This window comes from Alcaligenes sp. 1735tsa3 (assembly GCF_024134565.1).
In the GTDB taxonomy this organism is placed as follows: domain Bacteria; phylum Pseudomonadota; class Gammaproteobacteria; order Burkholderiales; family Burkholderiaceae_B; genus Alcaligenes; species Alcaligenes phenolicus.
Genome location: NZ_CP099862.1, coordinates 3564184 through 3584055, shown reverse-complemented (window position 1 = coordinate 3584055; position 19872 = coordinate 3564184). Strand labels below are relative to the sequence as shown.

Below are 19872 nucleotides of genomic sequence, written 5' to 3'. Positions count from 1 at the left end.
ATCACGCTAAAATGCCTTTCGTCTCTATCTTTTTCATACTCTGTCATGTCGGCTAATAACTATAATCGTCGCAATTTTGTGCGCTTTTCCCTGGAACAGGGAGTGCTGCGCTTTGGGGAATTCAAGGTCAAGTCTGGCCGTTTGAGTCCTTACTTCTTCAATGCCGGCCTGTTCAATACGGGACGTAGTGTGGGTCAGCTGGCCCGTTTCTATGCTCAGGCTTTGCTGGATTCGGGCGTGTCTTTTGACATGCTGTTTGGTCCCGCCTACAAGGGGATCCCTCTGGCTGCCGCAACCTCGATTGCCTTGGCCGAGCACCCACAAATCGGTGAGCGTGATGTGCCTTTTGCTTTCAACCGCAAGGAAGCCAAAGACCACGGCGAAGGTGGCACCCTGGTGGGCGCTCCTTTGCAAGGCAAGGTCGTGATTATTGATGACGTGATCACAGCGGGTACGTCCGTGCGTGAATCCATGCAGATCATCAAGGCCGCCGGTGCAGAACCTGCCGCGGTGCTGATTGCTCTGGATCGCATGGAGCGCGCCGGTAACGATCAGGAACTGTCCGCGCATTCTGCAGTGCAGGAAGTGGAACAGACTTACGGTATTCCTGTGATCAGCATTGCCTCTTTGGCTGACATCATGGCGGTGCTGGCGGATGACACCACTTTGGCAGCTCACGCTCCCCAAGTGAAAGCCTACCGCGACCGCTACGGTGTCTGATCATCTGCGTTTGTTAAGCAGAGTTCAGCAGTAAAAAAAACACCAGGCCTTGGCCTGGTGTTTTTGTATCCGCTAAGCGCAGAGTCCGGACTTAGGCGTCCAGCTTTTGCTTGAGCATTTCGTTGATCTGCTGCGGATTGGCCTTGCCCTTGGCAACCTTCATCACCTGACCGACCAAGGCGTTGAAGGCCTTTGGCTTGCCGGCACGGTGCTGCTCGACGATGCTGGGGTTGGCGGCCAGTACTTCGTCCACCATGGCCTCAATGGCACCTACGTCATTGATCTGCTTCAGGCCACGGGCGTCGATAATGGCATCCACATCGCCATTGAGCTCGCCATCCCACTGTGCCGCGAACACGTCACGGGCAATCTTGTTGGAGATGGTGCCGTCCGCAATACGGGCAATCAGCTGAGCCAATTGTGCTGGGCTGACTTTGGACTGCTCAATGCTCAGCTCTTCACGGTTCAAGGCAGCCGACAGTTCGCCCAGAATCCAGTTGGCGGCCAGTTTCGCGTTCGCCTTGGAGCCCGCCTGCAAGATGGCTTCGAAGAAGTCAGCCGTTGCACGATCTACCGTCAGTTGCGAGGCGTCGTAACGGCTCAGTTCAAACTCTTGCTCGAAGCGAGCCAGTTTCTGGGCGGGCAGTTCAGGCATGTCCTGACGAACCTGTTCGATCCACTCTTCACTGATAAACAGAGGTGGCAGGTCAGGATCGGGGAAGTAGCGGTAATCGTGTGCATCTTCCTTGCTGCGCATGCTGCGGGTCTCGTCACGGTCCGAGTCGTACAGGCGCGTTTCCTGGATGACTTTGCCACCGTCTTCGATCAGCTCGATCTGGCGGCGTGCTTCGTATTGAATGGCACGCTCCAGGAAGCGGAAGGAGTTGATGTTCTTCAGTTCGCAGCGAGTGCCAAATTCTTTCTGGCCTTTGGGGCGTACCGATACGTTGGCATCCACACGGAAAGAGCCTTCCTGCATATTGCCGTCGCAAATGCCCAGCCAGACTACCAGGCTGTGCAGGGCGCGTGCATAGCCCACGGCTTCAGCTGCCGAGCGCATTTCAGGTTCGGACACGATTTCCAGCAGCGGAGTGCCTGCGCGGTTCAAGTCGATCCCGGTGCTGGACTCGCCGTAAGGACCACGGAAGTTTTCGTGCAGGGATTTACCGGCATCTTCTTCCAAGTGGGCGCGAGTCAGATTGATGGTTTTTTCTTCACCGTCCAGCATGAAGCTGACCGTACCGCCGCTGACGACGGGAATTTCCATCTGGCTGATCTGGTAGTTCTTGGGCAGATCCGGATAGAAGTAGTTCTTGCGCTCGAATACGGAGCGCGGCGCAATGTGGCCGCCTACGGCCAGACCCAGGCGAATTGCCCGTTCGGCAGCGCCACGGTTAAAGACAGGCAGAGCGCCGGGCAAGGCCATATCGACTTCGTTGGCTTGCGTGTTGGGCAAGGCGCCAAAGCGAGTGCTGCTGCTGGAGAAGATTTTGGATTCGGTCGAGAGCTGGGTATGAGTTTCCAGCCCGATCACAATTTCCCATTCCATTATTGTTGTCCTGGTTGACGTTGATGCCAGTCGGTGACTTGTTGGAAGCGGTCGGCAAAGGCCAGCAACTGGCCTTCACGGAAGTAGTTGCCAATGATTTGCAGGCCGATGGGCAGGGGGCGCTCATCCTTGCTAAAGCCGCAAGGAATGGACATGGCGGGCAGGCCGGCCAGGCTCACGCCCAGTGTGTAGACGTCGCCCAGCCAATCGGTGGTGGGATCCTCGATGGTGGCACCCAGCTTGCGGCCCAGAGCCGGTGTGACGGGGCCCAGGATCAGGTCGCACTGTTCAAAGACTTTCTGGAAGTCGTCCACAATCATGCGGCGCACGCGTTGGGCTTGCAGATAGTAGGCGTCGTAGTAGCCATGCGAGAGCACATAAGTGCCGACCAGGATGCGGCGTACCACTTCAGGGCCAAAGCCTTCCGAGCGCGAGCGCGAAATCATGCTGTTCAGATCGGTGTACTGGCTGGCGCGGTGGCCAAAGCGTACGCCGTCAAAGCGCGACAGGTTAGTGGAGGCCTCAGCGGGGCTGATGACGTAGTAAGTCGGGACAGACAGCTCTGTCAGGGGCAGTTGCACGGTGACGCGCTCTGCACCCAGGCTTTCGTAGGTTTTCAGGGCGGCTTCAATGGCGTCGGCAACGACCGGGTCCAGGCCGGGGCCAAAGAACTGGGCGGGCACACCAATACGCAGGCCTTTCAGTGGCTGGCTGCCTTGGGCTTCTTGTTGAGCCTGTTGCTGTTCAAATTGCTGACGAATGCGCGCGCCGTTATTGGGCTGGTCGTCGCAAAATTCCAGGCTGGTGGCGTCTTGCGGGTCGAAACCACACATGTTCTCCAGCAGGTCCAGCAAGTCGCGTGCATTGCGGGCGATAGGGCCGGCCTGATCCAGGCTGGAGCCGTAGGCAATAATGCCGAAGCGGGAAATCGTGCCGTAGGTGGGCTTGATGCCGCTGACACCACACAGGGCGGCAGGCTGGCGAATCGAACCACCGGTATCGGTTGCAGTCGCACCCGCTACCAGGCCAGCAGCGACAGCGGCGGCAGAACCACCCGAGGAGCCACCGGGCACCATGGAGTGATCCCAAGGGTTGCGCACGGGGCCAAACACCGAGCTTTCGTTGCGCGAGCCCATGGCGAACTCGTCACAGTTCAACTTGCCCAGCGAGACAGCACCGGCTGCCTGCAGCTTGGTCACGACCGTGGCGTCAAAGGGGCTGACGTAGCCTTCCAGCATTTTGCTGCAGGCGGTGGTCTGCCAATCCTTGGTGACAAACAAATCTTTGTGGGCGATAGGGATGCCGGTCAGTGGACCGGCCTTGCCTTGAGCAATCAGGGCGTCAGCAGCATCGGCCTGGGCCAGGGTCAGGGCAGCGTCCTGCTGCACGAAGGCATTGAGCTCTTTTTGACGGGCGCTGTTGTCCAGGGCTTGCTGGGCCAGTTCGCGGGCACTGACGGTTTTGTTTTGCAGAGCTTGGCGCAGCGCTGCAATAGTCGCGAATTCAGGGGTAAAAGACATGGTTTTGCTTTATTCGATGACCGTGGGCACCAGAAACAGGCCATCCTGCTCGGCGGGGGCGTTGCGCATCATGGCCTGGCGGCTTTCTACCGTTCCGGAAGGCAGGGCCTTGTCCTCGCGCAGACGCAGACTGATCTGCTGGCGGGCGGACAAAGGGTGGGCCATGGGCTCAACGCCTTGAGTATCAACGGTTTGCAAGGTCTGGATCAGGCCCAGGATGCGCGTCAAATCGTGCTCGACCTGGGAGGCTTGTTCAGCAGAAAGATCAAGGCGCGCCAGTTGCGCTATACGGGCAACATCCTGTTCAGTGATAGACATGTGGGTGGGTACTGGAAAATGAGTAATAAAAAAAAGCGGAAATCCGTCAGTTAGGGACAGTTTGGCACTTTTACAGCAAATGCGGGGGTTACAGAACTTAACTGACCATTAAAACAGTCCTAATGTAGAGCAATTATAAGTTATCATTGACCGTTTCCTTCCCAGGTATTTTTGAATTCGTTGCCTGGTTCTTGTGCCTGTCGTTTTACGCTTGAGTTCCGCGCCGAATTTACCTGCCTTTTCCCCAAACACTTTACACTTTGCGCGCCCATGTTCGGATTCCTACGCAGTTACTTTTCCAGCGATATGGCAATCGACCTCGGTACGGCCAATACCCTTATCTATGTACGCGGCAAGGGTATCGTACTGGATGAACCGTCCGTTGTAGCCATCCGCCATGAAGGTGGACCTAATGGTAAAAAAATCATTCAGGCCGTTGGGCAGGAGGCCAAGCAAATGCTGGGTCGGGTGCCTGGCAATATTGAAGCCATCCGGCCCATGAAGGATGGTGTGATCGCGGACTTTACGGTTACCGAGCAAATGCTCAAGCAGTTCATCCGCATGGTTCACCCACGCAGCATGTTTGCTCCCAGCCCACGCATTATCGTGTGTGTGCCTTGCGGCTCCACCCAGGTGGAACGCCGTGCCATCAAAGAATCTGCTCTGGGCGCTGGCGCCAGCAAGGTCTACCTGATTGAAGAGCCCATGGCGGCCGCGATCGGTGCAGGCCTGGCCGTGTCCGATGCCAGCGGCTCCATGGTGGTGGATATCGGTGGTGGTACAACCGAAGTGGCCGTGATCTCTTTAGGCGGTATGGTCTATAAAGGATCGGTTCGCGTCGGTGGCGACAAGTTTGACGAAGCCATTATTAATTACATCCGTCGCAATTACGGAATGCTAATTGGTGAACCTACGGCTGAATTGATCAAAAAAGAGATCGGTTCCGCATTCCCTGGCACTGAAATTCGCGAGATTGAAGTCAAGGGTCGTAATTTGTCCGAAGGGGTGCCACGCAGTTTCACGGTGTCGTCCAACGAGATTCTGGAATCGCTTACCGATCCCTTGAATCAAATCGTTTCCGCGGTTAAAACCGCTCTGGAACAAACTCCTCCAGAACTGGGTGCGGACATCACTGACAAGGGCATCGTCCTGACAGGTGGTGGTGCTCTGGTTCATGACCTGGACCGTCTGCTGCAAGAAGAGACCGGCTTGCCCGTCGTGGTGGCTGAAGATCCTCTGACCTGCGTGGTACGGGGTTGCGGTGAGGCTCTGGAACATCTGGAGCGTCTGGAGTCCGTATTCATTTACGATTGATCTTTGCTTGGCCTTCACGGCAGTGTCTGCCTGTGGGGGCAAGCGATCGAGTGCTTGAGTAATGCGAGAACAAGGCTCCATCCGGCTATTTAGGCGCGGCTCATCAGCTGAGCTGCGTCTGGCCGCTCTTTTGGTGCTGGCTGTGGGCTTGTTGATTACTGACGCTCGTTATGCTGTGCTCGAACCCGTGCGGCAGGCCGTGGCCACTGTGCTGTATCCCTTTCAGCGTGTCATGCTGGCCCCTCGTGATCTGGTTACTTATTTCAGCAGCTGGACCGACGCGGCCTCCACCGCCCGTTCCGAAAAAGAAGCCTTGCAACGCCAGCGTATCGAGCTGGCTCAGTTGTCTACCCATGCCGCCCAGCTGTCTGCTGAGAACGAGCAGCTGCGCCGTTTGCTGCAAGTGGCCGATACGGTTACCCAACCGTCTGTCGCGGTAGAGGTTCTGTACGAACCGCCTAATGGGTACGCCCGTCACCTGATCTTCAATAAAGGCTCGGCCAGCGGCATTCGACCCGGCATGCCGGTTATTGACGAAGGCGGCGTGGTTGGCCAGGTGGTGCGCGTCACGCGCTTTACCTCGGAAGCTGCGCTGATCACGGACGATAAAGTCTCGGTGCCGGTACAGGTGTTGCGCAATGGTCTGCGTTTGATTGCCTTCGGTGGCAACCCCGGTGGCAAAGTGGAAGTGCGTTTTCTGACGGCTGATGTGGATCTGGAGCCGAACGATACCTTGATCACCAGCGGTATCGGTGGCTTGTTCCCTGCCGGTCTGCCGGTGGGCATGGTCAGCAGTATCGAGCGCGATGATGCGTCCGGTTTTGCGCTGGCCTTGGTGACGCCTTTGTCGCACCCCGAGCGTTACCGCCATTTTCTGATTTTGCTGGTGCCCGAGAGCGAGCGCCCTCTTGAACAGGACGATGCCAATGATGCGACGCGCTGAGTCCTCGGACACCTCTGGCCGTAAAACCCGGTCCTCATCCTTGAGTAGTTTGCAGCCTATTGATAGCAGCCCGTTTTCGCGCGCTTCCAGTCCCTGGTTGGTGTGGGGCTCGATTCTGCTGATGTGGCTGGTTTCCATGCTGCCCTGGCGCCTGCTGCCCTTTGCGCCCGATCTGTTGATGCTGGTGCTGGCCTTCTGGGCTGTACACGAGCCGCGCCGTGTTCCCATGTCACTGGCATTTATTGTGGGCATTCTGGTGGATGTGCACGATGGCAGTCTGCTGGGCGAACATGCCCTGGCCTATATTCTGGTCGTGTACGGCGCATTGCTGCTACGCAAGCGTATCCTGAACTTTGGCATGTGGACTCACTTCTTGCACATGGCAGTTGTCATGCTGCTGGCCCAGTTGATTGTGCGGGTTCTGCACGCTTGGCTGGTAGGGGAGTGGTCTGGCTGGGAGTGGGCCGGAGGCGCCTTGTTGACCGCCGCCCTGTGGCCGCTGGCCGATAGCGTGCTGTTCTTGCCGCAGCGACGTCTGGACGAGTCCGACTCCGGTTCGTCCTGACGGGTAGGGCGGCCATGTTTGAATTCAAAAAAACTTCGCATCAGTTGCGCCAGCGCATCCTGTTTCGCGCTTTGGTAGCGGCCGTTCTGGCCTGCGTACTGTTAGGGGTGCTGGGCGTGCGCTTGTGGTATTTGCAAGTGGTGCGCTACGAAGGCTTTGCCGCCCGAGCCGATCAAAACCGTATTGCTGTTATCCCGATTACCCCTCGTCGAGGCGAGATTCTGGACCGCAATGGCGAGGTGCTGGCCCGTAATTATCGGGACTATACCTTGTCGGCCGTACCCGCCAGTCTGGGCGAGCCGGTAGACGATATGCTGGATCGTGTCGGCGAGCTGGTGGAGCTAAGTCCACGTGATCGTCGTCGATTCAAGCAGAACGTCGCGCAAAACAGTCGATATTCTGAAATTCTGTTGCGCAATAACCTGAGCGATGATGAAGCCGCCTGGTTTGCTGCCCATGCTTTCAAGTTCCCGGGTGTGACCTTGCAGGCTCGCTGGGTGCGCGAGTATCCGCAAGGCGAGGCGGCGGCGCACGTGCTGGGTTATGTGGGCCGTATTTCCGAGGGCGATCAGCAGCGCCTGGAAGAAACCGGGCAAACTGGTAACTACCGTGGCACGCAGGTCATTGGCAAAAAAGGGATCGAGAAAACCTGGGAAAAGACCCTGCACGGTCGCACAGGGATCGAGGAAGTGGAAGTGGCTGCTTCGGGCCGTCCAGTACGTACCTTGAGTCGGGTCGACCCCGTACCGGGTGCCAGCTTGCGCTTGTCGCTGGATATTGGCTTGCAGAAAATGGCTGAAGCCCTGTTTGCAGGACGACGCGGTGCGCTGGTGGCGATCGAGCCCAGCACTGGCGAAGTGCTGGCTTTCGTGTCGGCCCCGTCTTTTGACCCGAACCTGTTTATTGACGGTATTGACGTAGAGAACTGGCGCAAGCTGAATGACTCGCCCGACCACCCGCTGATTAACCGCCCACTGTACGGCACCTATCCTATCGGCTCGACTTACAAGCCCTTTGTGGCCTTGGCTGCTTTGGAAACCGGCAAGCGCAAGGCGACGGACCGTATTTCTGACCCTGGCTACTTTGAGTTTGGTGGTCAGCGTTTCCGTAACGCAGGTGGCGCTGTGTATGGCTCTACCGACATGCACCGCGCCTTGGTGGTGTCCTCCGATACCTATTTCTACTCATTGGGCCCAGAAATTGGCGTTGATAATCTGCATGATTTCATGAAGCAGTTTGGCTTTGGCCAGCAGACGGGTATTGACCTGGATGGCGAGCGCCAAGGCATTCTGCCTTCTACTGAATGGAAACGTCAGGCCTACAAAAAACCGGCCCAACAGCGCTGGTATGCCGGGGAAAGCATCTCGGTGGCCGTGGGCCAGGGATATAACTCGTTTACTGTGCTGCAACTGGCCCATGCGACTGCCGTGTTGGCCAGCAATGGCATTGTGCGGCCTCCGCATCTGGTCACCCAGACACTCAGCCCCCATGATCCGGAAATTGAACAGCCCGTGCGTATTGATGCCAAGCTGATCCCCCTGAAGCAGGCCAATGTGGATGTGGTCAAACGTGCTCTGGTGGATGTGGTGCGTTTGGGCACCGCCCGCCGGGCTTTTGCGGGTGCGGCGTATCAGGCCGCTGGCAAAACGGGTACGGCACAGGTCTTTAGCTTGCGCGGTGCCAAGTACAACGCCAACGCCATTGATGAGCGTTTGCGCGACCACGCCTTGTTCATGTCTTACGCCCCGGCAGAGAACCCCAAAATTGCTGTTGCCCTGATCGTGGAAAACGCAGGTTGGGGTGGTTCGGTTGCGGCACCGATTGTGCGCAAGGTCTTTGATTACTGGTTGGTGGAACGAGGGCAGATGCAATGAAGCGACTTTTGCAACTGGGCCTGAGAGCCGTCACCGCCTTTGATTGGCCTTTGCTGCTTTTGCTGGTGCTGATGGCTGCGCTGGGCATGACCGTCATGCATTCCGCTGTGGGCGGTACAGACTGGCGCTTTGCCGATCAGGTGCGTAATTTCCTGTTGGCCTTTGGTGTGATGTGGCTGGCCGCCCTGATTCCGCCTGCCTTGTGGATGAAGCTGGCTCCGGTGGTGTATTCGATCGGGGTCGTGTTGCTTTTGGGGGTGGAGTTCTTTGGCGAAACCAGCAAGGGCGCAACGCGCTGGCTGGACCTGGGGGTGGCACGTATTCAGCCCTCGGAAATGCTCAAAATTTCCGTGCCCTTGATGTTGGCCTGGTATTTCCACCGCTATCAGCGGCCCAAGATGAGCCTGCTGGACTTCATGGTGGCAGGCATCTTGCTGATGATTCCGTTCCTGCTGATCGTGCGTCAGCCGGATTTGGGTACGGCTTTGCTGGTGTTTGCGGCCGGTTTCTGCGTGATTTACTTTGCAGGCCTGTCCTTCAAGCTGATCGTGCCCATTGTGGTGGTGCTGGTGCTGGGCATTAGCGCCTTGCTGTACTACGAAGACTATATCTGCGTACCTGACCTGGATTGGGTGGTGTTGCACGACTATCAAAAGCACCGTGTCTGCACCTTGCTGAACCCCGGTAGTGACCGTTTGGGCAGAGGGTTCCATACCATCCAGTCCATGATTGCGATCGGTTCTGGTGGTGTTTACGGCAAGGGCTACATGATGGGCACCCAGTCCCATCTGGATTTCGTGCCCGAGCGCACAACCGACTTTATTTTTGCAGTGTTTGCCGAAGAATTCGGTTTGTACGGCGGCATCATGCTGCTGGTGCTGTACGCCTTGTTGATCCTGCGCGGCTTGTCGATTGCTGCTGTGGCTCACACCCAATTCAGCCGTCTGCTGGCCGGTTCCATGTCCATGATGCTGTTCGTTTATGTGTTCGTGAACATAGGCATGGTGACGGGAATTCTGCCCGTGGTGGGCGTGCCTTTGCCGTTCCTGAGCTATGGCGGTACGGCCTTGATGACCTTGGGTGTCGCCTGCGGGATGCTGATGAGCATCAGCAACGATAAGCCAGCGCGGCCTGCATAGGCGCCGCTCCCCCCCGGATTAGGCCGGGGATCTTGGCATCAGCTTAGCAGTAACTGTTCACTATCCTTGCTCTGGTACAAACCCAGCAGCAGCTTGCGTATGGGCGCAGGTAAAGCGGTCTGCTCCAGTGCTTCATGATCCTGCCATTGCTGGCCTGCCACTGGCTCGGCCAGTACAGATTCATCGACTTGCAGTAACCAAGGGGTGATGTGCAGCTTGAAGTGCGAGAACACATGCTGGAAAGAGGCCAGCGCAATAGCCTCCTTGTTAGACCAATGCAGTGCCGCCGTTTGCAGGCTGATGGCATCGTCAAACTGGGGCAGGGTGAGCAGACCACCCCAAATTCCCTTGTCAGGACGTTGCTCCAGTAAAACCTGGCCATTCAGTTCCAGAATCAGCACATGCGCATAGCGCTCATCCTGACGAATGCGTTCTTTGGGGCTGGGCAGCTCGGACTGTGCCTGATGCGTGTGGGCGTAGCAGTCGCTTTGCAGCGGACAGAGACTACAGGTGGGCTTGCTGCGGGTACAGCATTGCGAGCCCAGGTCCATCAGCCCTTGGGTGTAGGCCGCCATATCCAGGCTGGCGGGGGCAAGTTCCACGACCTCATCTGCCTTGGCCCACAAGGTGTTTTCCACGGCCTTTTTCTGCGTGGGCCCATAGATCCCGAAGTAGCGTGTGAACACGCGTTTCACGTTGCCGTCCATGATGGGGCTGCGTTCGCCAAAACAGAAGGCGGCGATGGCACAGGCGGTAGAGCGGCCAATGCCGGGTAAGGTCGCCAGATCCGCGGCATTAGCCGGAAAACGGCCGCCCCATGTCTCCATGACCTCGCGGGCACAGCGGTGCAAGTTACGGGCGCGGGCGTAGTAGCCCAACCCGGCCCAATAGGGCATGACTTCATCTTGCTCGGCCTCGGCCAAATCCTTGACGGTGGGGAAGCGTTCCAGAAAACGCTCGTAATAACCCAGTACGGTAGCGACCTGGGTTTGCTGCAACATGATTTCGGAAAGCCAGACGCGGTAAGGATCTTGCGTGTTCTGCCAAGGGAGGTGGTGGCGGCCGGAGGTTTTTTGCCAGGCCACCACTTTTTCGGCCAGATCTTGGGGACAGGGTTCAGGAAGTGACATCAATATTGGGTACTACGGGTAACAGACCAGCGTGCTGCCAGGGCGCCCAAAATGGCGACCAAAATAGCCGCTGTCAGCAACAGAGAAAATTCCGGCAGCCGGAGCGTCAACTGGACGCCATAGCTTTGGGCCAGACTGGATAAAGCTTTGTTCAGCGGGGTCAGTGCCAGCAAGGCCAGACCGCATGCCAGAGCGCTGGCCGTCAGGCCAGTTAGCGCGCCCATATACAGGAAGGGGCGGCGTACAAAGGCTTCGGTGGCGCCGACCAGACGGGCCACGGCAATTTCTTCACGTTGGTTCAGGGCTTGCAGACGGACGGTATTGAACACAGTGGCAATCACGACTACGCCCACGCCTGCCATCAGAATCCATAAGCCAATACGGATGAAGCTCAGAATTGCAGCCAGACGCTGCACCCATTCGCTATCCAGTAACACACTATCCACGCCTTCGCGGTCTTGCAAGGTCTTGGCCAGGGTGTCAGCACGTGTTACCAGATCCGGTGTTTCATGCAGGGTCAGCACAATGGCGTGTGGCAAGGGGTTGCTGGGCAAGGCGCCCAAGGCATCTGTCCAGCTGGGGTTGCTTTGCAGTTGTTTGAGCGCCTGCTCCTTGCTGACCAGCCTGATCTGGGCCAGTTCAGTTTGAAACTCTTTGCCCACGGCCTGACTGAAGGCTTGCGCCTGTTCCAGCGTGCTGTTCTGCTTCATGAACACGGTCATTTCGGGCGAGGTCGGAATCTCGCGCACGACAGGTTGAGCGGCCAGCAAGATACTGGCTCCCAGAACGGGTACAGCCAGGGTCAAGGCAATGACCAGCAGGTTGGACAGGGAGGAGAAGGGTTGCACTTTCAGGCGGCGCAGGGCCACCAGAAAGGCGTATTGATGATGACGCAGCCAGGTTCTCATGCCAGCACTCCTGGGTGATCGGAAAAACGGCCATCCTGAATCAGCAGGGTTCGACGTGCATAGCGTGCCATCAAATTCAGATCGTGCGAAGCAATCAAGGTGGTGACACCCACCCGGTTAAAGTCCATCAATACATCCATGATGCGTTTGGCGTTATCGGCGTCCAAATTGGCAGTGGGTTCGTCGGCAATCAAAATAGCCGGGCGATTCACAATAGCGCGGGCAATCGCCAGCCGTTGTTGTTCACCTCCCGACATTTCCACCGGCTTTAAATCTTCTTTGCCACGCAGGCCCACTTTTTCCATGGCGGCGCGGGCACGTGCCTGCGCCGTGCTGGGCTCCAGACCCATGACGGCCAGGGGCAGGAGTACATTGGCCAGGGCGCTGCGATCTTGCAGCAAGTGCGTATCTTGTAAAACCACGCCTACGGCGCGTCGCAAATACGGCCGTGCGCGGGCTGGCAGTTTGTCCAGTCTGTGCCCATTGACCTGGACCGAGCCACGGCTAGGCAGCTCCAGGCCTCCGATCAGACGCAATAAAGTGGATTTACCTGCTCCAGAGGGGCCGGAAACAAAAATGAATTCGCCGTCATCAATGCGAAAATTAATGTCGGCTAGAATATTTTTACTGCGGCCATACGATTTAAAAACGTGTTGGAACTCGATCATCGCGACGCACAATTAAAGAGGAATCTGCTTGGAAAGCCCCTGGGGAATGACCGCCGGGGCTCGCATGAAAATGTCGGCGTAGGTAAAAGTATTAGTCAGATTGTTAGAGGGAAACCCCCGATTTGTGTTTGGACAGTCTGGCTCTACGATTGGACACCACAGCTTAGCTGCAATTGTAATCTGCATCCATTTACCAAAAGTAAACAGGAGGTGATATTCCATGACCTTAGTGAAAACCATTGCATGTAGTGTTGCGTTGATGGCCCTGGCCGCTAATGCACAGGCAGGTGAAACCCTGGACTCGGTGAAGAAGAAAGGCTTTGTTCAGTGCGGTGTCTCAACCGGTATTGCAGGATTCTCGCTGGCAGACAGTAAGGGTGTCTGGTCCGGCATTGACGTGGACATGTGCAGTGCGATCGCCGCTGCTGTTTTTGGGGATGCCAAAAAATACAAGGTTACGCCTTTGACCACTCAGCAGCGCTTTACCGCCCTGCAATCGGGTGAAGTCGATGTGCTGACCCGTAATACCACCGCGACGATCTCTCGCGATACGACCTTGGGTTTGGTCAGCACTGGCATTAACTACTATGACAGCCAGGGCGTGATGGTGAAAAAATCCCTGGGCGTGAAAAGCGCTAAAGAGCTGGATGGGGCCGCTGTGTGCGTACAGCCCGGCACCACGACCGAGCTGAACCTGGCGGACTGGTTCCGTGGTCAGGGTATCAAGTTCAACCCTGTGGTGATCAACAACCCTGAAGAAGCCATGCGCTCCTTTACCTCCGGTCGTTGCGACGGCTTTACCAGCGATAAATCCCAGTTGGCAGCCATGCGTGCCGCCCAGGCTACGCCGGATGAGTTCGACATCCTGCCCGAGGATTTTTCCAAAGAGCCGCTGGGCCCATTCGTGCGTCAGGGCGACGAGGACTGGTTCACCCTGGTGCGCTGGACTCTGAACGCCATGCTGGAGGCCGAAGAATATGGCATTACCAGCGCGAACGTGGATGAAAAGACCAAGAGCGATAACCCGAACATTCAGCGCATTCTGGGCGTGTCCGGCGAGCTGGGCAAAGGTCTGAAGCTGGATAACAAGTGGGCCTACAACATAATTAAACAGGTCGGCAACTACGGCGAAAGCTTCGAGCGCAATCTGGGTAAATCGACCGCCTTGAAGCTGGAGCGCGGTTTGAATGCGCAATGGCGTGACGGTGGTGTGATGTACGGCTGGCCAGTGCGTTAAGATTTCGGTCTTCGCTGTTTGTTCTTGCGTCTGGCTTCGGCCAGACGCGCGCCACCTCGCAGGGCTACGCGTAGTGCTGCATCCATGGGTTTTACGCTATGGCACAAAATACACCTGCCGCGCCAGCCCCCCCTAAACGGCGCCTGTCCTGGAATGATCCGTTCACACGCGGCATTATTTACCAGGTGCTGATTTTGGGTGTGCTTGGCTTTTGTGTGTGGTATCTGGTCTCCAATACCTTGCACAACCTGGCTGTTCGCAATATTTCTACAGGCTTTGATTTCCTGAATCGAGAGGCTGGCTTTGCCATTGGCGAGTCGGCGCTGGCTTATAAGCCCTCGGATACGTATGGGCGGGCCATTCTGGTCGGTCTGGTCAATACGCTGAAAGTGGCGGTGATCGGCATTATTGCTGCCACCGTGTTTGGCACCTTGCTGGGCATTGCACGCTTGTCCAAGAACTGGCTGGTCTCCCGGCTGGCGGGCTTGTACGTGGAAGTGATGCGTAACGTGCCTTTGCTGCTGCAACTGTTCTTCTGGTACGCCCTGATTACCGAGACCTTGCCCGGACCGCGGCAGGCTTTGAATCCGCTGGGCGGCGTATTTTTATCGAATCGTGGTTTGAAGCTGCCCACCCTGCAGGGCGATGGCATGGACTGGATCTTCATGGGTCTGGGCCTGGCGGTGGTGCTGTGGGTCTTGATGGCGCACTGGGCGCGTCGTCGTCTGGAAAAAACGGGCCGTCCTTTCCCCACCATTCGCTTTGGCATTTTGCTGCTGGTTCTGATGCCGGTTCTGGCCTTGCTGATCAGCCCCGAACCCTTGGCGCTGGATGTGCCCCGTCTGCAAGGTTTCAACTTTGTCGGGGGCGTGACCTTATCGCCTGAGTTTGCCGCCTTGCTGGCCGGTTTGATTACCTATACCTCGGCCTTTGTGGCGGAAGTGGTGCGTTCCGGTATTCAGGCCGTGGGCAAAGGACAATGGGAAGCGGCGCAGGCACTGGGTCTGTCCCGTGGCCGCATGATGCGTCTGGTGGTTCTGCCCCAGGCTCTGCGCGTGATTGTGCCTCCCATGACCAGCCAGTACCTGAACCTGACTAAAAACAGTTCCTTGGCCGTGGCCATTGGCTACCCCGATATTGTGTCTGTGGTGAACACCACCTTGAACCAGACAGGGCAGGCGATTGAAGGCATTTTGATCATCATGGCGGCTTACCTGACGGTCAGCTTGTCGATTTCGATCTTCATGAACTGGTACAACAACCGAATTGCTTTGGTGGAGCGCTAAATGAGTCATACGCCTACATCCACCCTAAGCGGGCCACCGCCACTGCAGCGGGGCACCCTGGGTTGGCTGCGCCAGAACCTGTTTTCCTCTCCCTTGAACGCCATTTTGACGGTGTTGTCGGCCTGGCTGCTTTTGATGACTGTGCCAGCCATGATCGATTGGCTGTTCATCAAGGCCAATTTCGATGCGCAAACCGCGCAGGATTGTCGGGCCAGTGCGGGTGCGTGCTGGGCTTTCATTCGTGAAAAGCACCGTCTGATCCTGTTTGGCATCTATCCCTATGACGAGCAATGGCGACCCTTGTTGGCCTCCATCCTGCTGACCTTGCTGATCGTGTGCAGCTGCGTGCGTTGGTTCTGGAAACCCTGGCTGCCTGTGATGTGGCTGGTTGGCCTGACCGTTGTGGGTATTTTGATGTGGGGCGGTGTGCTGGGCCTGAGCTATGTGGAAAACAGCCTGTGGGGCGGTTTGCCGCTGACCTTGATTCTGGCTACCTTCGGCATCGCGTTCGCCTTTCCTTTGGGCTTGTTGCTGGCCTTGGGACGTACCTCGCGCTTGCCGGCCGTCAAGGCAGTGTGCGTGGTTTACATCGAACTGATTCGTGGCGTGCCGCTGATCAGCTTGCTGTTCATGTCCTCGGTAATGCTGCCTTTGTTCATGCCCGAGGGCTTTAACATCGACAAGCTGCTGCGTGCTCAGATCGCCATCATTTTGTTTGCGGCGGCGTACATCGCGGAAACCGTGCGGGGCGGCTTGCAGGCCATTCCCAAGGGACAGTATGAAGGCGCGGCTTCGCTGGGCTTGAGCTACTGGCGCACCATGCGTCAGATCATCTTGCCGCAGGCGCTCAAGATCGTGATCCCGCCACTGGTAGGCATTTTCATTTCCCTGTTCAAGGACACCTCCCTGGTCGTGATTATCGGTATTTTCGATTTGACCCAGGCGGCCAAAGTGGCCCTGGCCGATGCGGCCTGGCGCGGCTTTAGCCGGGAAGCCTATCTGTTCATCGCACTGATTTATTTTGTGTTCTGCTACTCCATCTCTCGCTACAGTCGTTCGCTGGAGCGACGTTTGCAAACGGGTTATGAACGCTGACACAGGTAGCAAAGCCTTGGTTAAGACCTATTGCTTTGCTGGCCAGACAAGGAGTTTTGCATGGCAGACGCCATTATTCAGCTAAAGAACGTCAATAAATGGTACGGGCAGTTCCATGTGCTGCGCGATATCAATCTGGATGTGGCCCCCGGCGAGCGCATCGTTATTTGTGGGCCTTCGGGTTCGGGCAAGTCCACCCTGATCCGCTGCATTAACCGCCTGGAAGAGCATCAGAAAGGGCAGATCATTGTGTCCGGTGAAGAGCTCACCAACGATGTGCGTCAGGTCGAGGCTATTCGGCGAGACGTGGGCATGGTGTTTCAGCACTTCAATCTGTTTCCTCACCTGACCGTGATGGAAAACCTGACTTTGGGGCCGATGTGGGTTCGTCGCAAGACCAAGGCCCAGGCTCAGGAGCTGGCCATGAAGTATCTGGAGCGTGTACGTATTCCAGAGCAGGCCAACAAGTATCCCGGACAGCTCTCTGGCGGACAGCAACAGCGGGTGGCCATTGCGCGTTCCTTGTGCATGGAGCCTAAAATTATGCTGTTTGACGAGCCGACCTCGGCGCTGGACCCGGAAATGGTCAAGGAAGTGCTGGAAGTGATGGTCGAGCTGGCCCATACCGGCATGACGATGTTGTGCGTGACCCACGAGATGGGTTTTGCGCGTAAAGTGGCTGATCGGGTCATTTTTATGGATCAGGGCGAAATCATCGAGCAAAATACGCCTGATGAGTTCTTTGACTCGCCACGCAGTGAAAGAACGCGTGAGTTCTTAAGCCAGATCATTCATTAAGGATCAGTGGCTGCTCTGTATGGGCTGCCTTGTGCAGCCCATATGCATTTTTATTTCAAGGAAAAAAAGTGATGTTTCGAGTCTGTAAGTGGCTGCTGGCTGTCTCTGGTGTCGCGGCTGTCATGGCTGCCCCGGCTGTAATGGCGGAGGATGCTTATCCTTCCAAACCTATCCAGTTCGTGGTGCCTTATCCACCGGGTGGCCCTTTGGACAGCATGGCTCGCTTGCTGGCTGAACGCGTCAAAGGCGACCTGGGCACGGTTGTGGTGGAGAACAAGTCGGGTGCGGGTGGCAATATCGGTGCCAGCATTGTGGCCAAGGCCGCTCCGGACGGCTATACCCTGATGATGGGGGCGGTGGCGATCAACTCCATCAACCCCTGGCTGTACAAGACGGTGCCTTTTGACCCGGTCGAAAGCTTTGCGCCTATCGCCCTGGTTGCCTCGGTGCCTAACATTCTGATCGTGAACAAAGAGTTTGCCGAACAAAACAAGATTGCTTCGGTGCAGGATCTGATCAGCTACGCCAAAGAGCATCCCGGTCAAATGAACTTTGCTTCGGGTGGTAATGGCAGTGCGGGTCATCTGGCCGGTGAGGTCCTGAACACCCGTGCCGAGATCAATTCCGTGCATGTGCCTTACGCCGGTGCCAACCCCGCCAAGACGGCCTTGCTGGCAGGCCAAGTGCATTTCATGTTTGACAACCTGGCTTCGGCAGCGCCGTTGATCAAGGCAGATACCGTCAAGGCCCTGGCTGTGACGACTCTGGAGCGTTCCAGCTTCCTGCCTGATGTTCCCACCATGGAGCAGGCTGGCGTGAAGCCTTTTGATCTGGGCACCTGGTTTGGAGTGTTTGCTACGGGCGGTACACCACAGCCTGTGCTGGACAAGCTGCATGCCGCTTACTCCAAGGCTTTGATGGACCCGGCAGTGCGTGAAGCACTGGCTACCATGGGCTCGGATGTGCAGCCTGGTACCATGGCTGAGTTCAGCGAGCTTGTCAGCAATGATCTGAAGAAGTACAAAGAAGTCGTTGCCGACTCGGGTGCCGAGTTGTTCTAAGCTTTCAAGTACTTAGCCCCCAGGCAATCAGTGACTGCAGTTTGTGTGGTCGCTGGCAAGATCAAGAATTGTTAAAGAAGGCAGTGAAGTCTGTTTTGAAGTACCTGCTTGCGGTGCCTCTTGCTAGTATTGGAGGCATTCAAGCGGTCCTGGTACTTAATTTGAGATTACGGAGCCAATAATGACAATTTCCATTCGTTCTGCAAAATTAGCAGCATGTGCTGGTGCTCTTTCCCTTTTGGCCGCTTGCGGCACGATGGACAATATGAGTACAGGTGGTCGTACCGCAGTGGGTGCGGGTGGCGGCGCTGCTGTGGGGGCTGGTCTTGGGGCTTTGATTGGTGATAGCAGTAAGGCCGCCATGATTGGTGCAGGTATCGGTGCACTGGCTGGTGGTATTGCAGCGTACAACTGGTCTGGCATTAAAAAGGATGTTCAGCAGTCTGGCGCAACTGGCCTGGGTGTGGATGTGACCGAAATGCCCGATGGCAGCTTGCGGGTCAATATTCCTAGCAGTGTGTCGTTTGATACCGGCCATTATCAGTTAAAGCCTGCTTTGCTGCCTGTTCTGGATAGTGTGGCTCGCGCCATGAATCAGCATCCAGAGTTGCGTGCCAAGGCTGTCGGTCATACCGATAGCACCGGGTCGGCACAGACCAATCAAACTTTGTCGGTTAACCGCGCAAGCGCTGTGACGAATTACCTGACGCAGCAAGGTGTGGGACAAGGTCGTTTGATGGTAGAAGGCCGTGGCCCGAACGCTCCTATTGGGGATAATGCGACGGCTGAAGGCCGTGCCATGAACCGCCGCGTGGAGTTGTATTTGTACGCTCCGCAGAAGTAAGTCTCTGCTTGCCGCCTTAAGGCGTGCTGACAAAAGGCCCGGTTTTTTAACCGGGCTTTTTTTTGTTTGATCGGGGAGTGAGGGCATGGTTTGAGGGCAGCATGTTCTGTCAGTTGTCAGTTGTCAGTTGTCAGTTATTAGTTGTGAACTGCTGATTGGTGGTTATCTGTTGTCGTTGATGGCATTAACGTTACTTGAGAGGGGCAGGGCTGATTATTGAGTAGAACGCAGTAATGAGCACGCCCTTGGGGGCGGTGGGCACCCGGAGGGGCTTGAGCACTTGCCGGTGCTGCGCACCGGTCCCCTTGTCGAGGGCATCATCCGGGCGCACTCTGAACTCGCGGGGTGGTTCGTCCCCCGGACGAACCACAAGCGTCCCGCTCAAACAGCAGAGTGCTTGCACCCCGGATGATGCCCCCGCCTGCGGCAAGTACTCTGAATCGCCCCTCCGGGTCCCCACCGCCCCCAAGGGCTCATACCGTGGCTATTCAAGCAATCATGTATTGAGGGTCTGGGTCTGGGTCTGAGATTTGGGATTTCGGATCTTGGGTCTGAGGTTTGACGTCTGAGGAGAGAGGTCGGAGGTGAAAGGTCTCAGGTGATAGGTGATAGGTGATAGGTGATGGGTGATGGGTGATAGGTCAGAGGTCAGAGGTCAGAGGTCAGAGATTCGACGCAGACCAGGAAAGTGCCACACGCTATTCAAGCATACAGTTTGAACCGTCCAGAAAAAAACGATTGTGAGCCAGTTAAGCCTAGCTTCAGGGTGTCCGGGCGGTTCAGAGGGTTTGCCGCGGTCGGGAGATAGCGTAGGGGTGCAAGCATCCTGCTGTTTGAGCCGGACGCTTGTACTTGGTCCGGGGGACCAAGTACCCGGCGAGTTCAGGATGCGCCCGTAGCTAT

At 56.7% G+C, this 19872-nt stretch carries 18 protein-coding genes; 12 read left to right on the top strand and 6 right to left on the bottom strand.

What is annotated here, in order from left to right:
- Positions 1 to 45 precede the first annotated feature (45 nt).
- Positions 46 to 720: an orotate phosphoribosyltransferase gene (gene pyrE / locus NIZ92_RS16600; RefSeq protein ID WP_254002286.1), complete on the top strand. Its 675-nt coding sequence runs from the start codon at positions 46 to 48 to the stop codon at positions 718 to 720.
- 91 nt (positions 721 to 811) lie between these two features.
- On the opposite strand, the gene gatB is transcribed toward pyrE, so the two are convergent.
- From gatB to gatC, 3 genes are read right to left on the bottom strand one after another with little or no spacing between them, the layout of a single operon-like run.
- A complete protein-coding gene (gatB, locus tag NIZ92_RS16595; protein WP_022983608.1) occupies positions 812 to 2269 on the bottom strand; it encodes an Asp-tRNA(Asn)/Glu-tRNA(Gln) amidotransferase subunit GatB in 1458 nt (485 codons plus the stop codon).
- A complete protein-coding gene (gatA, locus tag NIZ92_RS16590) occupies positions 2269 to 3789 on the bottom strand; it encodes an Asp-tRNA(Asn)/Glu-tRNA(Gln) amidotransferase subunit GatA (protein ID WP_035270405.1) in 1521 nt (506 codons plus the stop codon). The genes gatB and gatA overlap by 1 nt, the downstream gene beginning before the upstream one ends.
- 9 nt (positions 3790 to 3798) lie before the next feature.
- On the bottom strand, positions 3799 to 4107 hold the full coding sequence (gene gatC / locus NIZ92_RS16585) for an Asp-tRNA(Asn)/Glu-tRNA(Gln) amidotransferase subunit GatC (RefSeq protein WP_003801948.1): 309 nt from the start codon (positions 4105 to 4107) through the stop codon (positions 3799 to 3801).
- Positions 4108 to 4377: 270 nt separating this feature from the next.
- Here gatC and NIZ92_RS16580 point away from each other — a divergent pair, with 270 nt between their 5' ends.
- The 5 genes from NIZ92_RS16580 (at position 4378) to rodA (ending at position 9942) form a co-directional block, all read left to right on the top strand.
- Complete coding sequence (locus tag NIZ92_RS16580) at positions 4378 to 5421, top strand: rod shape-determining protein (protein ID WP_003801946.1); 1044 nt, start codon at positions 4378 to 4380, stop codon at positions 5419 to 5421.
- 61 nt (positions 5422 to 5482) lie between these two features.
- Positions 5483 to 6364: a rod shape-determining protein MreC gene (gene mreC / locus NIZ92_RS16575; RefSeq protein ID WP_009460381.1), complete on the top strand. Its 882-nt coding sequence runs from the start codon at positions 5483 to 5485 to the stop codon at positions 6362 to 6364.
- Positions 6348 to 6929 carry a rod shape-determining protein MreD gene (gene mreD / locus NIZ92_RS16570; RefSeq protein WP_080748006.1) on the top strand — a complete coding sequence of 194 codons (582 nt, stop codon included), beginning with the start codon at positions 6348 to 6350 and terminating at the stop codon, positions 6927 to 6929. The genes mreC and mreD overlap by 17 nt, the downstream gene beginning before the upstream one ends.
- Positions 6930 to 6943: 14 nt before the next feature.
- Positions 6944 to 8803, top strand: a complete 1860-nt coding sequence (gene mrdA, locus NIZ92_RS16565; protein ID WP_035270408.1) for a penicillin-binding protein 2 — start codon at positions 6944 to 6946, stop codon at positions 8801 to 8803.
- On the top strand, positions 8800 to 9942 hold the full coding sequence (rodA, locus tag NIZ92_RS16560) for a rod shape-determining protein RodA (RefSeq protein ID WP_035270410.1): 1143 nt from the start codon (positions 8800 to 8802) through the stop codon (positions 9940 to 9942). The genes mrdA and rodA overlap by 4 nt, the downstream gene beginning before the upstream one ends.
- Positions 9943 to 9980: 38 nt before the next feature.
- On the opposite strand, the gene mutY is transcribed toward rodA, so the two are convergent.
- The 3 genes from mutY to NIZ92_RS16545 are packed head-to-tail and all read right to left on the bottom strand — an operon-like array spanning position 9981 to position 12648.
- A complete protein-coding gene (mutY, locus tag NIZ92_RS16555; RefSeq protein WP_254002285.1) occupies positions 9981 to 11072 on the bottom strand; it encodes an A/G-specific adenine glycosylase in 1092 nt (363 codons plus the stop codon).
- The gene (locus NIZ92_RS16550; protein ID WP_254002284.1) at positions 11072 to 11980 is read right to left on the bottom strand and encodes an ABC transporter permease; all 909 of its coding nucleotides are present in this window, start codon (positions 11978 to 11980) and stop codon (positions 11072 to 11074) included. Before NIZ92_RS16550 ends, mutY begins: the two co-directional genes overlap by 1 nt.
- The gene (locus NIZ92_RS16545) at positions 11977 to 12648 is read right to left on the bottom strand and encodes a cell division ATP-binding protein FtsE (RefSeq protein ID WP_009460544.1); all 672 of its coding nucleotides are present in this window, start codon (positions 12646 to 12648) and stop codon (positions 11977 to 11979) included. Before NIZ92_RS16545 ends, NIZ92_RS16550 begins: the two co-directional genes overlap by 4 nt.
- A 220-nt stretch (positions 12649 to 12868) precedes the next feature.
- Between NIZ92_RS16545 and NIZ92_RS16540 the strand changes: the two genes are divergently transcribed.
- The 6 genes from NIZ92_RS16540 (at position 12869) to NIZ92_RS16515 (ending at position 18969) form a co-directional block, all read left to right on the top strand.
- Complete coding sequence (locus NIZ92_RS16540; protein ID WP_035270417.1) at positions 12869 to 13885, top strand: amino acid ABC transporter substrate-binding protein; 1017 nt, start codon at positions 12869 to 12871, stop codon at positions 13883 to 13885.
- A gap of 98 nt (positions 13886 to 13983) precedes the next feature.
- Positions 13984 to 15171 (top strand): amino acid ABC transporter permease, encoded by a 1188-nt coding sequence (locus NIZ92_RS16535; protein ID WP_022983606.1) that lies wholly within the window; start codon positions 13984 to 13986, stop codon positions 15169 to 15171.
- Positions 15172 to 16266, top strand: coding sequence for an amino acid ABC transporter permease (locus tag NIZ92_RS16530; protein ID WP_254002283.1), 1095 nt, complete (start codon positions 15172 to 15174; stop codon positions 16264 to 16266). It abuts the gene before it with no gap.
- Positions 16267 to 16326: 60 nt separating this feature from the next.
- Positions 16327 to 17064 (top strand): amino acid ABC transporter ATP-binding protein, encoded by a 738-nt coding sequence (locus NIZ92_RS16525; RefSeq protein WP_060186656.1) that lies wholly within the window; start codon positions 16327 to 16329, stop codon positions 17062 to 17064.
- 71 nt (positions 17065 to 17135) lie between these two features.
- Positions 17136 to 18125 (top strand): tripartite tricarboxylate transporter substrate binding protein, encoded by a 990-nt coding sequence (locus NIZ92_RS16520; protein WP_026484425.1) that lies wholly within the window; start codon positions 17136 to 17138, stop codon positions 18123 to 18125.
- A 265-nt stretch (positions 18126 to 18390) separates the two neighbouring features.
- The gene (locus NIZ92_RS16515; RefSeq protein ID WP_088453170.1) at positions 18391 to 18969 is read left to right on the top strand and encodes an OmpA family protein; all 579 of its coding nucleotides are present in this window, start codon (positions 18391 to 18393) and stop codon (positions 18967 to 18969) included.
- Positions 18970 to 19872 lie beyond the last annotated feature (903 nt).

Excerpts from the sequence above, each read along its gene's own strand:
- NIZ92_RS16540 (WP_035270417.1), top strand. The coding sequence starts at position 12,869 with ATGACCTTAGTGAAAACCATTGCATGTAGTGTTGCGTTGATGGCCCTG.
- NIZ92_RS16535 (WP_022983606.1), top strand. The coding sequence starts at position 13,984 with ATGGCACAAAATACACCTGCCGCGCCAGCCCCCCCTAAACGGCGCCTG.
- mrdA (WP_035270408.1), top strand. The coding sequence starts at position 6,944 with ATGTTTGAATTCAAAAAAACTTCGCATCAGTTGCGCCAGCGCATCCTG.
- mreC (WP_009460381.1), top strand. The coding sequence starts at position 5,483 with ATGCGAGAACAAGGCTCCATCCGGCTATTTAGGCGCGGCTCATCAGCT.
- gatC (WP_003801948.1), bottom strand. The coding sequence starts at position 4,107 with ATGTCTATCACTGAACAGGATGTTGCCCGTATAGCGCAACTGGCGCGC.
- NIZ92_RS16545 (WP_009460544.1), bottom strand. The coding sequence starts at position 12,648 with ATGATCGAGTTCCAACACGTTTTTAAATCGTATGGCCGCAGTAAAAAT.
- NIZ92_RS16515 (WP_088453170.1), top strand. The coding sequence starts at position 18,391 with ATGAGTACAGGTGGTCGTACCGCAGTGGGTGCGGGTGGCGGCGCTGCT.
- rodA (WP_035270410.1), top strand. The coding sequence starts at position 8,800 with ATGAAGCGACTTTTGCAACTGGGCCTGAGAGCCGTCACCGCCTTTGAT.
- gatA (WP_035270405.1), bottom strand. The coding sequence starts at position 3,789 with ATGTCTTTTACCCCTGAATTCGCGACTATTGCAGCGCTGCGCCAAGCT.
- pyrE (WP_254002286.1), top strand. The coding sequence starts at position 46 with ATGTCGGCTAATAACTATAATCGTCGCAATTTTGTGCGCTTTTCCCTG.
- NIZ92_RS16525 (WP_060186656.1), top strand. The coding sequence starts at position 16,327 with ATGGCAGACGCCATTATTCAGCTAAAGAACGTCAATAAATGGTACGGG.
- NIZ92_RS16530 (WP_254002283.1), top strand. The coding sequence starts at position 15,172 with ATGAGTCATACGCCTACATCCACCCTAAGCGGGCCACCGCCACTGCAG.
- NIZ92_RS16550 (WP_254002284.1), bottom strand. The coding sequence starts at position 11,980 with ATGAGAACCTGGCTGCGTCATCATCAATACGCCTTTCTGGTGGCCCTG.
- mreD (WP_080748006.1), top strand. The coding sequence starts at position 6,348 with ATGATGCGACGCGCTGAGTCCTCGGACACCTCTGGCCGTAAAACCCGG.
- gatB (WP_022983608.1), bottom strand. The coding sequence starts at position 2,269 with ATGGAATGGGAAATTGTGATCGGGCTGGAAACTCATACCCAGCTCTCG.
- NIZ92_RS16520 (WP_026484425.1), top strand. The coding sequence starts at position 17,136 with ATGTTTCGAGTCTGTAAGTGGCTGCTGGCTGTCTCTGGTGTCGCGGCT.
- NIZ92_RS16580 (WP_003801946.1), top strand. The coding sequence starts at position 4,378 with ATGTTCGGATTCCTACGCAGTTACTTTTCCAGCGATATGGCAATCGAC.
- mutY (WP_254002285.1), bottom strand. The coding sequence starts at position 11,072 with ATGTCACTTCCTGAACCCTGTCCCCAAGATCTGGCCGAAAAAGTGGTG.